This is a genomic window from Pseudomonas sp. S3E17 (assembly GCF_024168685.1).
GTDB classification, from domain to species: Bacteria; Pseudomonadota; Gammaproteobacteria; order Pseudomonadales; family Pseudomonadaceae; genus Aquipseudomonas; species Aquipseudomonas marginalis.
The window spans coordinates 5,295,091-5,308,734 of sequence record NZ_JALJWE010000001.1; the positions used below are offsets into that span (position 1 = coordinate 5,295,091).

Consider the following 13,644-nt stretch of genomic DNA (forward strand, 5'->3'; position numbering starts at 1 on the left):
ACAGTTGTTGCCCCAGAACGACAGTCTGCCTTCATGCGGAAACGTTATCCCATTGATTTTACGTAATAAAAATCCTGGCACGGGCTCTGCAACGCCTCCTGGTGAACCCTTTCACCGGTCGCAGCGGAGCCCTGTATGCCTTCCAGCTTTTCCTCGCTTTCCCGTTTGATCTGCCTTGGCGCCGCGCTGTTGCTGGGCCATGTCGTCAGTGTCCAGGCCGCCGAGGGCGATGAGGCCGTGCCGTCCCTGGCCGGCAAGCGCATTGCCGTGAGCATGACCGGCACCAGTCACTATTTCGATATCAAGGCGTTCCAGGCCCAGGTCGATGAGATCAAGCGCCTGGGCGGCACGCCGATCACCCTTGATGCCGGGCGTAACGACAAGAACCTGGTGACCCAGCTGCAAACCGTGGTCACCCAGAAACCCGACGCCGTGATCCAGACCCTCGGCACCCTCAGCGTGATCGACCCCTGGCTCAAGCGCATCAGCAAGGCCGGCATCCCGCTGTTCACCATCGATGCACCGTCCCAGTACAGCCTCAACAACACCACCTCCGACAACGTCGCCACCGGCAAGGCGTTGGCCGATCAGTTGATCAAGGACGCCGGCGGCAAAGGCAAGATCCTGGTGTTCAACGGTTTCTACGGCGTGCCGGTGTGTGCGATCCGTTATGACCAGTTGAAGCTGGCGCTCAAGGATTACCCCCAGCTGGAAATCATCCAGCCGGAGCTTCGCGACGTGATCCCCAACACCGTGCAGGATGCTTATTCCCAAGTCTCGGCGCTGCTCAACAAATACCCGGCGGGCAGCGTCTCTGCGATCTGGTCGGCGTGGGACATTCCGCAGTTGGGCGCGAGCAAGGCGCTGATCGATGCCAAGCGCACCGAGATCAAGACTTACGGCGTCGACGGTACGCCGGAAGTGCTGGCGCTGCTCGGCCAGGCAAATTCGCCGGTGGGGGCGGTGGTGGCGCAGCAACCGGCGTTGATCGGCAAGACCGCTGTGCAGAACGTGGCGCGCTACCTGGCCGGGCAACGTGACCTGCCGAAGGAAACCCATGTGGCCACGCTGCTGACCACCGCAGCCAACCTGGACCAGGTTCAGCAACTGCGGGGTGACTGATGCCGGCATTGCACCTGCAACACCTGCATAAACGCTTTGGCGCCACCCTGGCGCTGGATGACGCAAGCCTTAAAGTCGAACGCGGCAGCATCCACGGCCTGGTGGGGGAGAACGGTGCGGGCAAGTCGACCTTGATCAAGATCCTGGCCGGCATCCACAAGGCGGACGCGGGGCAGGTGAGTATCGACGGCCAGTCGTATGCCGCCTTGTCACCGCGCCAGGTGGATGCGCTGGGCGTGCAGTTCATCCATCAGGAACGTCTGTTGCCCGCCAGTTTTACCGTGGGCGAGGCGCTGTTTTTCGGGCATGAATTGCGGCGTGGGCCCTTTGTGGATCGACGCCGGCAGCAACGTGAAGCCGAGCGACTGCTGGCGGAATATTTTGATCTGCAATTGCCCGTCGGTGCGCTGGTGAGCGAGCTGAACAGCGCCGAACGCCAGGTACTGCAAATCACCCGGGCGTTGATTCGCCAGCCGAAGATCCTGGTGTTCGACGAGCCCAGCGTGGCCTTGGTCAAGCGTGAAGTCGACCAGTTGCTGCGCATCGTCAAGCGCCTGCGCGACCAGGGTTTATCCATCCTGTACATCTCCCATTACCTGCAGGAAATCGACAGTCTGTGCGATGAAGTCACGGTGCTGCGCAATGGCCGTGACGTGGCGGTGGTGCAGCCCCGGTATACGTCCAGTGCCGAGATTGCGCGGCTGATGGTCAATCGCGAGGTGCAGGAGATGTACCCCAAGGCCAAGGTTGCACTGGGAGCGCCGCTGTTGCAGGTACGCGGGTTGAGCCTGGCGCGGAGAAATCGTCGGCCTGACCGGGCTGGTTGGCTCGGGAGCCAAGGAGTTGTTCAAGACACTCTTCGGTGTCGAGCGCGCCGACAGCGGCAGTGTGCATCTGGACGGGCGTTTGCTGCGCCTGCGTTCGCCGGGCCAGGCGATTGCCGAGGGCCTTGCGCTGGTGCCGGAAGAGCGGCGCAGCCAGGGGATTTCGCCAGTGCTTTCGGTGCTGGAAAATCTCACGCTGGCGGGGCTCGGGCGGTTCAGCCGCTGGGGCTTGTTGAGCCGCCGCAAGGAGCAGGCGGAAAGCCTGCGGCTGATCGACGAATTGGCAATCAAGGCGCCGGGGGCCCAAGCGGCGGTCAGCCAGCTCAGTGGCGGCAACCAGCAGAAGGTCGCCCTGGGGAAGTGGCTGAGCCGCCGCTCCGCGGTGTACCTGCTGGATGAGCCCTGCGTGGGCGTGGATGTGGGCGCCAAGGTGGAGATCTACCGCTTGATCGGGCGCTTGGTGGAAGAGGGGGCGGCGGTGTTGGTGTTGTCGTCGGATTTGCCGGAGTTGTTGGGGATCAGTGACCGAATCCTGGTGCTGCATCGGGGTGAGATCGCCGGTGAATTCCGTGCCGGGGAGGCGGACAGCGATCAGTTGCTGGCCTGTGCGACGGGAGCCGTGGCTGCGGCGGCTTTAAGCGCTCGAGAGGTGGAACATGCTTGAAGCGGCGACGCCAGGGTTATCGCAGCGGTTATGGGTGCTGGTGCTGCGCCGTGGGTCGGTGGGCGTGTTTGTGGCGATCCTGCTGGGGTTTGCCGTGGCTGCGCCGAATTTTCTGTCGGTGGGCAATCTGGCCAATGTGTTCAGCCAGTCGGCGATCCTCGGCGTACTGGCCTTCGGGCTCACCTGCGTGATTATCGGCGGCGGCTCGAACGTGGTGTCCGGAGGACTGGACCTGTCGCTGGCGGCCAACCTGGGGTTGTGCGCGGCGGTATTCAGCCGCCTCAATAATGCCGGCCTGGATCTCGGGTTGACGCTGCTGCTGACCCTGGGCTGCGGTTTGGCGGTCGGCTTGCTGAATGGGCTGGCCGTGGTGGTGCTGCGCTTGCCGCCGTTGCTGGCGACCCTGGCGAGCATGAATGTACTGGCCGGGCTGGAGTTGGTGCTGACAGAGAACACGGTGGTCTCCACGGACTCGCCGCTGCTGGACCTGCTCAGTGGCGGCGCCTGGTTGGGCGTACCGGCCCTGGCCTGGGTGCTGCTGGTGACGGCGGGCGTGCTGACGCTGCTGATCCAGCACTCGGCCTATGGGCTGCGCCTGCATGCGGTGGGCGAATACCCCCAGGCGGCCGAAGCGGCGGGCATTGGGGTGCCCGTCTATGTGTTGTCGAGCTATCTGCTGTCCGGTCTATGTGCCGGCGTGGCTGCGCTGTGTTCGGCGGCGTTCTTCAGCGGCAGCACCACCGGTTCCGGCGACATGCTGCTGTCGGTGGTGGCGATCGCTTTTCTCGGGGTGGTGTTTTCCCGCCGGCTGGTGGCGAGCATTCCGGGGACTTTGCTGGCGGCGCTGTTGATCGGTTTTCTGATCAATGGCTTTCAACTGCTTAACCTCTCCAGCTTCTGGGTCAATGGTGTGCAGGGCGTGTTGATCCTGCTGGTCGTCGCAGCCTCCAGTGCAGTGAACCGAGGGGCGACGGCATGAACGCACGCGCAGTATTGCCGCTGACATTGCCACTGGTGTTCACCCTGATTGTCGTGGTGTTTGCGCTGCAAGCGCCGGGCTTCCTCAGTGCGGGCAACCTGCAAAGCCTGGTGCTGAACAACTTCGTGCTGCTGGCGATTGTCGCCATCGGCATGACCTACGCGGTGGCGGCCGGTGGCATCGACCTGTCGGTGGGCACGGCGCTGGACTTTGCCAGTTTCAGCTTTGTGGTGCTGCTCAATGGCGGCCATGGCTGGGCGGTGGCGGCCACGGGCGCGCTGGCGGCGGCGCTGCTGGTGGGGCTGGTCAACGCCGGCCTGATTGCCGGGCTGCGAATCAGTCCGTTCCTGGCCACCCTGGGCACCCTGTTTATCGGCACCAGCGCCCAGCAACTGCTCTCGGACGGCGGCCAGCCGATCTATATCAGCCAAGGCTTGAAGCCTGAGCTCACTGGGCTGACGCCGCTGCTGGTGGTAGTGGGGCTGGCGCTGTTCTACGGCCTGGCCCTGGCGCGCGGACGCCTGGGCCGCGAGTTGCTGGCCCAGGGCACCCAGCCGCTGCTGGCGTATTACTCGGGGTTGTCGGTGCGGCGGATCGTCACCGTCGTGGCCCTGGCTACCGCCCTGGCCTGTGGGGTAGCGGGCGTGTTGCTCAGCTCGACAGTCAGCGCCTATGTGCCGCTGTCCGGTAACGCGTTTTTGCTCAATGCGATTGGCGCGGTGTTTATCGGCACCACCTTGAGCCGACAGGGCCGGGCAAATATTCCCGGGACGCTGCTCGGAGTGCTGTTTATCAACGTGATCGCCAACGGGCTGCTGCTGATCGGCTGGAATTTCTACTGGCAGCAGGTGGCGACCGGGGTGCTGATCTTTATCGTGCTGAGCTTCAGTTTCGCCAGCCGGCGGATGCTGGAGCGCGTCTAGTGTTGCACCCCGAAAGCTGGACTCCATCCGATGCTTGGGGTCATGAGCAAACTCCCCTTATTGCATAAACAGTTTCAGGCGACCGCATTCCGGTGGTGAGCGGCTTGCCACAGGGGGGGCCGGTTTGCTGCGCGACAGCGCGGGGCCTCCCGCATTGAAGGTGTGGTGCGTTCAGAATTGATACGCCGCACCCGCCCCGGCATACCACGAGCGCCCAGGCGCCGCCTCGTAGTAGCGGCCATTGCCATCGCCGACGATCACCGAACCGACGTACTGGCGGTCCAGCAGGTTGTCCAGGCGCAGGGTCTGGTGGAAGGTCCAGTGTTCGACCTTCTGCTCGAATCGTACGCGCCAGTTGAACACGCTGTAGCCCGGCGCGGCGTGTTGGCTGTTGGTGTCTTCGACGTAGACCTTGCTGCGGTACAGGCCTTCGACAGCGGTACTGACCCAGTCCCGGGGTTTCCAGTTCATCTCGGCGAACAGCGTGGTTTGCGGCACGCCGGGCAGATAGTTGCCTTTGTCGACGGGTTTTGCGCCGCCGACGAAGTCGCTGTCGTAGGTGGCTTGCAGGCGCGTGTAGGCGAGGTTGGTGCTCCACTGTTCGCTGAGTTGGCTTTCGATACCCAGTTCGAAGCCGCGACGCAGGGTGCGGCCGGCGTTTTGGTAGCTGGTGCGGCCGCCGAGGGACTGGTCGACCACCAGTTCATCCTCGGTGGTGATCTGGAACACAGCGGCGTTGATCCGGGTGTCGTGCACCTGGGCCTTCAAGCCCACTTCGTATTGGGTGCTTTCGGACGGTTTCAGGCCGAAATTGAAGCCCTCGACAGTGCCTGGCGCGTAGGCCATTTCGGCCTGGGTCGGCGTTTCGAAGCCTTTGCCTGCGCTGACGTAGCCGTGCAACTCGGGCGTGAACGCATACATCACGCTCATGGATGGGGTGTTTTTCCGATAGGTCTTGCTGCCGCTGGCGTCGCCATTACTCAGGAATTGATCATCGACATCCATCTGCATGGTGCTGTGACGTACGCCCGCTTGCAGGGTCCAGCGGTCGAGCGCCCAGTTGGCCTGGATGTAGGGGTCAAGGCTGCGCGCCGTGTCGATTTCATCGCGGCGTAGCTGGCCTTTTACGCCAAGGGTATTGCCGCTGTAGTTCTGATAGCCATGGCGGCTGTCTTCGCTCTGGTCGAAATCCAGCCCGGTGATGATCATCAAGTCGCCCGGTGCGCTTTCGACGGGCTGCATCCAGCGCACGCTGCCGCCGTAGAACTTGCGGTCGAATTGCACCACGCCACCGCCACGTTCGTTGGCCGGAGTGCCTTTGGGTATCGACAGATACTGAACCACACTCCGCCGCCCGGTATAGCCATTCACCTGCAGCGTCGCGTCGCCGAAGTACCGCTCATAATTCATGCCCAATTGCTGATGATCGATACTTTTGCGCGTGTTGTACGTCAGCGCATTGCTGCTCACCGAACGCGGGTCGGCCTTGTAGGCGTCCCAGGTCTGCCCCAGTGGATCCTGGGTACCATTCTGTTCCAGGCTGCTGTAGATCAGCGCCAGCTTGCTGTCGTCATCCGGTTGGAAGTTGAGCTTGGCGAAGGTCTGGTCGCGACGGGCACTGCTATGGTCGCGGTAGCCGTTGGTGTCCATGCGCGAGGCGTCGAGTACAAAGCCTGCCCCGTTCGCCGCGCCTTCGGCGCTCAGGTGGTTCTTGTTCAGGCCGTCGCTGCCCACCAGGGTTTCGGCGCCGATGCGTGGCGGGCCTTCGCCATCGCGGGAAAACATCTGGATCACGCCGCCGGCATTGCTGCCATACAGGGTGGCGGCCGGGCCGCGCAGCACTTCGATACGCTCGGCGGTGTCGAGGTTGAACGTGGCGGCCTGGCCCTGGCCGTCCGGGGTGCTGGCGGGGATGCCGTCGGCGATCAGCTTGATGCCACGCACACCGAAGGCCGAGCGGGCGCCGAAGCCGCGAGAGGAAATCTGCAGGTCCTGGGCATAGTTCTGGCGGTTCTGCACCACCAGGCCGGGCACGCGGGCCAGCGCTTCGGAGGCGTTGATGCCCAATCGGCCGTCGCTGATCTGCTCGCGGCCGATGCCGTCCACCGAGTACGGCAGGTCGAAGGTCGGGCTGGCGCTGCGCGAGCCGGTGACGACGCTGGGGTCGAGGGTCAGGGCTGTGTCGTCTGCCTGGACGGTGTTGCACAGGGCGAACAGGCCGGGCAATAACAGGGTGAGGCGGGTGAGGTGGTTCATGAGTCGGCCGGAATCCGTGGCGCTTAGTGTGTAAGCGCGCAAAAGGCCGCGAGTTTAGTGACTCGAGCGATTTTTATCATTTAGGAATCCGCCTACGTTGCAAGTCGGTGTTACTGCACTGGGGCTCCAGGTTTGTCGATGTTAGCGTGATCCGTTTCGGCAAATGACAATGGCCTGGGTCAAAAGGAGTGGTTCGTGAGGATTGCATCGGAAGTCTTGTGTCTGGTCGCCGGGTTGGCGCTTGCCGGTTGCGGAAGCATCAATACCGTGTTCCGCCCTGATGTCGTGACCAGCAAGAACCTCAAGGATTCACGCAGCCACTGTGAAAACGTGCCGCGTATCTACAGCGGGGTGATGTACGGGTTTTGCACCCTCAATGGCGAGCCCAAGCCTGATAAAAGCCTGAGCGACATCAGCCTGATCGACCATGGGCCCGGCGCCTTGCCGATCATCGCCATCGAATTCGCGGCCTCCGGGGTGCTGGACACGCTGATGCTGCCCTATACGATCTACCGCCAGAACAAGGACGGCAGCATCGAGATCTTCCGCTAGCCCCTCTTGCCGCTTGCCGCTAACAGCTTCCCACTGCTTTTGAGCTATAATCCCGCCCTTTAGCTGTTTCCTGCCCAGGCGGGAAGCACACTTTTTTCAGGCGCAACCCGCCTGCATGCAGACTAAAAGAGGCTAGACCCCTGTGGCATTGACGATTCTTGGCCTGTCCGGCGCCCTTAGCCATGATCCTTCCGCAGCCTTGTATATCGACGGCAAGCTGATCGCGGCCGCCGAAGAAGAGCGCTTCGTACGCGACAAACATGCAAAGAACCGCATGCCCTACGAGTCGGCGAAGTTCTGCCTGGAACAGGCCGGCATCAAGCCTTCCGACGTTGATGTGGTGGCGATCCCGTTCGCCCCGATCAGCCTGTTCGGCGAGGCACGCTGGCACTACGCCAAGCGTTACTGGTACGCCCCGGACCGCGCCCTTGACGCGATCCTGATGGGCAACCGTCGCTACAAACGCTACCGCAACAAGATCGTCTGGTGCCTGGAGCAACTGGGCTTCGACCCGAAGAAAATCAAGATCGAACCGGTTGAACACCACCTGGCCCACGCGTCCAGCGCCTACCACTGCTCCGGCTTCCAGGAGAAGACCGCGATCCTCGGCATCGACGGCAAGGGTGAGTACGCCACCACGTTCTTCGGCTACGGCGAGAACGGCAAGATCCACAAGATCAAGGAATTCTACGATCCGGACTCCCTCGGCGGCCTTTACGGCGCGATCACCGAGTTCCTCGGTTTCGAGATGCTCGACGGCGAGTTCAAGGTCATGGGCATGGCGCCGTACGGCGATGCCAGCAAGTACGACTTCTCGCGCCTGGCCTCGTTTGAAAACGGCGAGTTGGTGATCAACACCGACTACGCCAACGTCATCGGCCTGCGCCGTTATAAAGAGAAGGGCAAGGGTTTCTACTTCTCGCCGAAACTGATCGAGTGGCTGGGCCCCAAGCGCGAAGGCGACATCGCCGACGAGCCGTACATTCACTACGCCGCCAGCATGCAGGCGCTGTTTGAAAAGCTGGCCTTGCAGATGATCGACCATTACCTGGGCGATATCCTCAAGGACACCGGCAAGCTGGCCTTCGCCGGCGGCTGCGCGCTGAACGTCAAGCTGAACCAGAAGATCATTGCCCGTGACGACGTGAAAGAGCTGTTCGTGCAGCCGGCGTCCGGCGATGCCGGCACTGCTGTCGGTGCCGCCGCGTACGTGTCCCACGCCCGTGGTATACCGGTGGAGAAGATGGAGCACGTCTACCTAGGTCCGTCCTACAGCAACGAAGACGTAATCGCCGCCTGCGCCAAGCACGAGAGCAAGCCGAACTGGCGCAGGATCGAGAACATGCCCAAGCGCATTGCCAAGATCATGGTCGACGGCAACCCGGTGGCCTGGTTCCAGGGCCGCATGGAGTTTGGCCCCCGCGCCCTGGGCGGTCGTTCGATCATCGGTTGCCCAAGTGCGACCGGCGTGGCCGACCGCATCAACCACCAGATCAAGTTCCGCGAGCGCTGGAGGCCTTTCTGCCCGTCGATGCTCGACACCGTGGCCCCGCAGATGATCAAGGTCGATCACCCGGCGCCGTTCATGACCTTCACCTTTGAAGTGTCGGAAGAGTGGAAGACCCGCGTGCCGGAAGTGGTGCATGAAGACGGCACCTCCCGCGCCCAGGTGCTCAAGCGCGAATACAACCCGCGCTACTACGACATGATGAAAGAGCTGGAAGTACTGACCGGCAACGGCGTGTCCCTGAACACCTCGCTCAACCGTCGTGGCGAAGCGATGATCTGCTCGCCGACCGACGCGCTGAACATGTTCTTCGGCTCCGACCTGCAGTACCTGATCATGGAAGACATCCTGGTCGTCAAAGACGGCGTGGACCCTTATGACGCGCTCGGCTGAACGCCACGTCCTGCAGTTCTGCCATGGCTATGACGGTCCGTTCCTGGACTGCGCGCGGCAGTACGCCAGTTTGTTCGCAGGCTCCGGCTACAAGGTGACCACGGTGTTTCTCACCGGGGTCGCCGACCCGCACGTGGCCGCCGGTTGTGCGTCCGATCAAGTGTTGTTCATGGAATTCAGCTCCAAGGCCATTCGTGGCCTGAAGCTGGGTGCCATTCGTGAACTGCGCAAGATCGCCGCGTCGCGCAACTTCAGCTTTTGTATCGCCCACCGTTTCAAGCCGATCTACATCGCCTTGCTCGGCACACGGCTGCCGGTGATTGGCGTGCATCACGCCTTTGGTGACTACCAGCGTCGCAGTCGCAGGCTGTTTGCCGGGATCTTCCGCAAGCGCCTGAGCCTGCTGGGGGTTTCCGACGCGGTGCGTGACGATATGCGCCGCTGCCTGCCGACCTGGCCGGCGGCGCGCATCCAGACGTTGTACAACCGCATCGACGTTGACGCCTTGCAGGCCACCCAGGTGCCTGCACATGAGGCGCGTGACGCGTTGGGGTTGTCGCCGGACGAATGGGTGGTCGGCAATGTCGGTCGCCTGCACCCGGACAAGGACCAGGCCACATTGCTCAAGGGCTTTGCCCAGGCGCTGGCGCACTTGCCGGCCGAAAGCCGCCTGGCCATCCTCGGCAGCGGTCGCCTGGAGCAGGACCTCAAGGCCCTCGCACGGGAGCTGGGCATTGCCGACAAGGTGCTGTTCCTCGGCCAGGTGCCGGATGCGCGTCGGTACTTTCGGGCATTCGATGTGTTTGCCCTGAGCTCCGACCATGAACCCTTTGGCATGGTGCTGCTGGAAGCCATGGCGGCCGGCGTACCCTTGCTGGCCACGGCCTGTGGCGGCGCGAAGGAAGTGGTCGAAGGCGTGGGTATCCTGTTTCCCTTCGGCGATGCCGAGCACCTTGCCCAGGGGCTGCGGCACCTGGCAGCGATGGACCAACACCAGCAACGGCAGTGCGCCGAGATGATGCTGGAGCGCCTGCGCGAGCGTTTCTCGGATCAGGCGGTACGCGATACCTTCTGGCAATTGCCGCACGTTATTGAACTGACCGCGGGGGCTTGATGCTCAATCGATTCCAAGGCTGGCGCGAGCGTGGCTGGTCCGTCGTCGACGCGCCGGTCTACAGCGATGCCTGGCAACGTTTTGGCGGCAGTGTCGCGACCCACCCGCAAGTGATCGAACGTCTGGCCGGGCTGGCCGACATCCCGGTGCGTTACCTGGCCTGGGAGCAGGGCGGCGAGCTTCAGGCCTGCATCGCGACCTGGGGGCGCGACCTGGCCTTGTCCAAGGATGTGCTCAAGCAGCGCGGCAAAAAAGGCCTGTTCGACCTGGGTAACGCCGAGTTGATCCTGCCCGCTGCGCCTGCAGCCCAGGCGCCCTTGCGGCACCGTGCACGCTATTTGTCGGCCCTGAATGAAGGCCGTTTCAGCGGCCTCAAGCCCCAGGCCGAACAGTTGGCCATGGCCCGCACCCCGGAAGAACTGTCGAAGAAGTTTCGCTACAACCAGCGTCGCGAACTGCGCTTGCTGGAAGAGGCCGGTGGGGTGGTGCGGCCGGTGAGCGAGTTTTCCAGCGAGGAGCTGGCCGCGATCTACTGCGATCTGTTCCTGCGCCGCTGGGGCTTTGTCGCCACCGGCGCCGAACGCATGGCCGAGGTGATCGAGCTGCTGCGCGAATGGCTGATCGGCTCGGTGATTTTCCTCAATGACGCGCCCATCGCGGTCCAGTTGGTGTACCGGGTCGAGTCGCCGGAGTGGATCAGCGTGGAGTACGTCAATGGCGGCGTCGACCCGCAAACCCGTGCGTTCAGCCCGGGCAGTGTCCTGAGCTTCCTCAACACCCAGGGCGCCTGGGAACAGGCACGTGAGGTGGGCAAGCCGCTGCGTTTCTCCTTCGGGCGTGCCGACCGCGAGTACAAGGACCGATGGTGCAACCCTGTGCCGGTGCTGACCGTATGAGCCGCAAACAGCAATTGCTCAAGCGCCATCGGCGCAACAAACGGGTCGGTTTGCTGATCGGCTTGCTGTTGCTGGTGGTGATCGGTATCTGGGTGGCGTGGTGGCTGCCGCTGGGGCTCGGTGTGCTGGCCTGGGTCGCCCACGAAGCATGGTTTGCCGACCATCTGTTTTATGCGCCCAACGAAGACTACCAATACCGGTTTGCGACGGATGCCGAGGTGGCCGGGGTTCGCTTCGACGGTGGACGGCTGCGGGTGGATTCGCCGCTGCAGGCCGAGGCGACGCTGGTATTGGCTATCAAGGTCAAGAGTGGTTGGTTGGGACGTTTCCTGGATCCGGCCATTGAGATTCTGGGCGGCGAGAGCACTGATCGACAGGCCTTCGAGCGCGGGGTGAATGGCGTTCGCTACCTGAACCTCAGTGGCTGGGCGCCGGCCCTGATGTCCGGTGAGCTGCGTTTGCGCGGGCGTTTTTGTACTGTGCAGGGCGCTCCTCGGCTGTGGGCCTGGGGCACGCCGGATTATTCGGCGCAGCGGGTCATGGTTATCGCGCCTCATGCCGACGATGCCGAATTGGCTGCCTTCGGTCTTTACAGCCAGGCCGACAAGCCGTGGATCGTGACCCTCACCGCCGGTGAAATCGAAGCCGAGCACTATCAACGCATGGGCCTGGATCCGGTCGAGGCCGCGCGGACCAAAGGGCGCCTGCGTGCCTGGGACAGCATTGCCGTGCCGCTTTGGGCCGGCGTACCACAGGCACACTGTGTGCAGCTGGGTTACTTCTGCCTGCAACTGCCGGCGATGCGCGCTGCGCCTGATCAGCCGATCGCTTCGCGCGAGGCCGACCTGTCGGATACCCGCCTGTTCCGTCAATTCAACCCTTTCCCGTTGCCGGCGGATGCCGATGGCCTGCCGACCTGGCAGAACCTGCTCGCTGATCTGCGTCAGTTGCTGCTGACTGCACGCCCTGAAGTGATCGTCTTGCCCCATCCGGTCCTGGATCCTCATCCGGACCACATCTGTGCGCAGCAAGCGGTGATCGAAGCCTTGCAAGGTCTGGAATGGCAGCCGACCACCGTGCTCGGTTACGCCAACCACCTGCATGACAACGACCGCTGGCCCATGGGCGACGCGGGCGCCGGTATTGCCCTGCCGCCGCTGTTCGATGACACGCTGGAACTGTGGCCGTGCAGCCTGTCGCTGTCGCCGGCCCGGCAGCGCGACAAGGCCATGGCGCTGGGCATGATGCATGACCTGCAACCCGCCCCGCCGTTCAAGCGCCGTGTGCGGCGCTGGCTGCAACGGGTCTTGGCGGGGCGGTCGCGGTCGCCTTATGGTGAGAACGAATTTTTCCGCAAGGCCGTACGACGGCATGAGTTGTTCTGGCGTCTGTGACGGCATTTGTGAAAGGGAAGGTCATGAAAGTTTTGTTTCTGGTACAGAAAGAACAGCGCGCGATTCTCGATCGCCTGTACGAAGGCATTGCCGAGCACTGCGAGTGCGATACCCGCTGGCTGAGCAGTGCTGAGCAGCGCAACCTGCGCGGTTACTTCAAGCGTGAAGTCGACGTGACCCGTTATGACCGCATCGTGTTCTTCCTGCGGTTCAAGCAGGAGATTCGCCAGGCCGGCTTTATCCGTACGATCCCGAACCTGGTGATCCTCGAACACGATGCCTACCAGAACTACATTCCCTGCAAGTACACGGGCAAGTTCAGTGCCCACTACCGTCGATTGCCGTGGGCGCGGGTCATCAGTTCGGGGCATATGGTGACCGAACGCCTGCGCGCGGAAGGCTTCGATGCGGTGTTCGTGCCCAAGGGCTACGATCAGGCGCTGTTGCAGGCCCAGGGGCTGGAGCGCGACATTGAGCTGGCCTTTGTCGGCAGCACCAACAGCGTGGCCTACAGTGGTCGCAAGGCATTGCTCGATGAGTTGGCCCGCGTTGAACCTTTGGTGGTCACGCGCACCAAATCCGGTGAGGAATACTGCGCAACCCTCAACCGGATTCGTTTTTTCGTCAGTGCCGACGTGGGCATGGGCGAGTATATGATCAAGAACTTCGAAGCCATGGCCTGTGGTTGTGTGCTGCTGGCGTTTGACCAGGGTGCTGCGGAAAACCAGGCCCTTGGCTTCAAGGACATGGTCAATGTGGTGTTCTACAAAGACATTCCCCAGTTGCAGGAAAAACTCGCTGCATTGCGATCCAATCCTCAACTGGCGGCCGAGATTGCGCGCAACGGGCAAGACCTCGCGGTCAGTCAGTTCAGCTTTGCGCGCATCGGACAGCGCATTGTCGAAGCGCTGAAGCCGCCGCTGCGTCCCCGAGCCCCGTTGAGTTTGCTGGAAAAGTTGCGCTTGAAACTGGGCGTTTGATATCTGCCAGGTGGCCGCACTTAGTGGCCTTATGATATTT

Annotated in this window: 10 protein-coding genes and 1 pseudogene; 10 read left to right on the forward strand and 1 reads right to left on the reverse strand. The window is 62.7% G+C overall.

The annotated features are described in order from the left end of the window. Positions 1–135 precede the first annotated feature (135 nt). The 4 genes and pseudogenes from J3D60_RS23860 (at position 136) to J3D60_RS23875 (ending at position 4,512) form a co-directional block, all read left to right on the forward strand. Positions 136–1,122, forward strand: a complete 987-nt coding sequence (locus tag J3D60_RS23860) for a sugar ABC transporter substrate-binding protein (protein WP_065940835.1) — start codon at positions 136–138, stop codon at positions 1,120–1,122. Beyond that, positions 1,122–2,610 (forward strand): annotated as a pseudogene (locus tag J3D60_RS23865) (sugar ABC transporter ATP-binding protein). Before J3D60_RS23860 ends, J3D60_RS23865 begins: the two are co-directional and overlap by 1 nt. Next, entirely contained in the window at positions 2,603–3,589 is a 987-nt protein-coding gene (locus J3D60_RS23870; protein ID WP_065940837.1) for an ABC transporter permease, read from the forward strand. The pseudogene J3D60_RS23865 and the gene J3D60_RS23870 overlap by 8 nt, the downstream one beginning before the upstream one ends. After that, positions 3,586–4,512 (forward strand): ABC transporter permease, encoded by a 927-nt coding sequence (locus J3D60_RS23875; protein ID WP_065940838.1) that lies wholly within the window; start codon positions 3,586–3,588, stop codon positions 4,510–4,512. Before J3D60_RS23870 ends, J3D60_RS23875 begins: the two co-directional genes overlap by 4 nt. Before the next feature lie 171 nt (positions 4,513–4,683). Here the strand turns inward: J3D60_RS23875 and J3D60_RS23880 are convergent, their stop codons facing one another. Then, positions 4,684–6,768: a TonB-dependent receptor gene (locus J3D60_RS23880; protein ID WP_253493035.1), complete on the reverse strand. Its 2,085-nt coding sequence runs from the start codon at positions 6,766–6,768 to the stop codon at positions 4,684–4,686. 195 nt (positions 6,769–6,963) lie between these two features. On the opposite strand from J3D60_RS23880, the gene J3D60_RS23885 reads away from it, so the two are divergent. From J3D60_RS23885 to J3D60_RS23910, 6 genes are all read left to right on the forward strand, one after another. Next, on the forward strand, positions 6,964–7,320 hold the full coding sequence (locus J3D60_RS23885; RefSeq protein ID WP_065940840.1) for a YceK/YidQ family lipoprotein: 357 nt from the start codon (positions 6,964–6,966) through the stop codon (positions 7,318–7,320). Between the two features lie 142 nt (positions 7,321–7,462). After that, positions 7,463–9,220, forward strand: coding sequence for a carbamoyltransferase (locus J3D60_RS23890; RefSeq protein WP_253493036.1), 1,758 nt, complete (start codon positions 7,463–7,465; stop codon positions 9,218–9,220). Then, a complete protein-coding gene (locus tag J3D60_RS23895; RefSeq protein ID WP_253493037.1) occupies positions 9,204–10,334 on the forward strand; it encodes a glycosyltransferase in 1,131 nt (376 codons plus the stop codon). The genes J3D60_RS23890 and J3D60_RS23895 overlap by 17 nt, the downstream gene beginning before the upstream one ends. Then, on the forward strand, positions 10,334–11,230 hold the full coding sequence (locus tag J3D60_RS23900) for a GNAT family N-acetyltransferase (protein ID WP_065940842.1): 897 nt from the start codon (positions 10,334–10,336) through the stop codon (positions 11,228–11,230). Before J3D60_RS23895 ends, J3D60_RS23900 begins: the two co-directional genes overlap by 1 nt. Then, a complete protein-coding gene (locus tag J3D60_RS23905) occupies positions 11,227–12,624 on the forward strand; it encodes a PIG-L deacetylase family protein (protein ID WP_253493038.1) in 1,398 nt (465 codons plus the stop codon). The genes J3D60_RS23900 and J3D60_RS23905 overlap by 4 nt, the downstream gene beginning before the upstream one ends. Positions 12,625–12,647: 23 nt before the next feature. Further along, the gene (locus J3D60_RS23910; RefSeq protein ID WP_065940844.1) at positions 12,648–13,604 is read left to right on the forward strand and encodes a glycosyltransferase; all 957 of its coding nucleotides are present in this window, start codon (positions 12,648–12,650) and stop codon (positions 13,602–13,604) included. The last annotated feature ends 40 nt before the right edge of the window (positions 13,605–13,644 follow it).

Excerpts from the sequence above, each read along its gene's own strand:
- J3D60_RS23860 (WP_065940835.1), top strand. The coding sequence starts at position 136 with ATGCCTTCCAGCTTTTCCTCGCTTTCCCGTTTGATCTGCCTTGGCGCC.
- J3D60_RS23875 (WP_065940838.1), top strand. The coding sequence starts at position 3,586 with ATGAACGCACGCGCAGTATTGCCGCTGACATTGCCACTGGTGTTCACC.
- J3D60_RS23900 (WP_065940842.1), top strand. The coding sequence starts at position 10,334 with ATGCTCAATCGATTCCAAGGCTGGCGCGAGCGTGGCTGGTCCGTCGTC.
- J3D60_RS23880 (WP_253493035.1), bottom strand. The coding sequence starts at position 6,768 with ATGAACCACCTCACCCGCCTCACCCTGTTATTGCCCGGCCTGTTCGCC.
- J3D60_RS23905 (WP_253493038.1), top strand. The coding sequence starts at position 11,227 with ATGAGCCGCAAACAGCAATTGCTCAAGCGCCATCGGCGCAACAAACGG.
- J3D60_RS23870 (WP_065940837.1), top strand. The coding sequence starts at position 2,603 with ATGCTTGAAGCGGCGACGCCAGGGTTATCGCAGCGGTTATGGGTGCTG.
- J3D60_RS23895 (WP_253493037.1), top strand. The coding sequence starts at position 9,204 with ATGACGCGCTCGGCTGAACGCCACGTCCTGCAGTTCTGCCATGGCTAT.
- J3D60_RS23910 (WP_065940844.1), top strand. The coding sequence starts at position 12,648 with ATGAAAGTTTTGTTTCTGGTACAGAAAGAACAGCGCGCGATTCTCGAT.